Raw genomic sequence first — 662 nt, forward strand, 5'->3', positions numbered from 1 at the left:
GGCGGCGCAACCTGCGGCACCAGCGCCACGGTGTCGCCACCGAGCGATCCGTAGACGAACGGCTCCTGCCGCCGTCCCGTGCTCTTCAGCACCTCGTCGCGGACCCGGCCAAGCGTCAGGCGAAGGTCGAGGCCGGGCGTCGCCAAATGATTGAGGAGCGCGGTCGCAAACGGGCTGTGCGCACCGTCGCCGTCGCCGGCGACCGCGCCGGCCTTGGCGGCGAACGCAATCAGCGTATCCGCCGTCGCGGGCTCGATCTTGGCAAGGCCGCGGCCCATCGAACGCGTGGCCACACTGCGTGTCATCCGCTCCGCAAACGGATTGTCGCGGCAGGCATCGAGGATGACGAGCCGCAGCCGCTTCGCCGGATTTATCGCCTGGAGAATCCGGTCCAGCGGGACCGCCTCGTCCTCGACGTCGAAATCGCTTTGCAGCCTGGCATCTGCCGGAATCAGGAAGTTCGCGCCGTTCACCTCGATGCCGTGACCGGCGTAGTAGACCACGGCCATGTCGGAATCTGCAGCAACCGCAGCAAAATCGCGCACCGCCCGCCGCATCTCGACGACGCCGAGATCGCGGTGCAGCTCCACGATATCGAACCCCATCCGCTTGAACGCGTCGCTGATGGCAGCCGCGTCGTTGTCGGGATTAGCCAGCCGCGC

1 protein-coding gene is annotated in these 662 nt (G+C 67.5%); it reads right to left on the reverse strand.

Annotated elements, in window-relative coordinates:
* The coding region (locus AC0L21_RS37990; RefSeq protein WP_473267124.1) for a caspase family protein at positions 1 to 662 on the reverse strand (662 nt) is incomplete at both ends.

This window comes from Bradyrhizobium sp. WSM4873 (genome assembly GCF_055811355.1).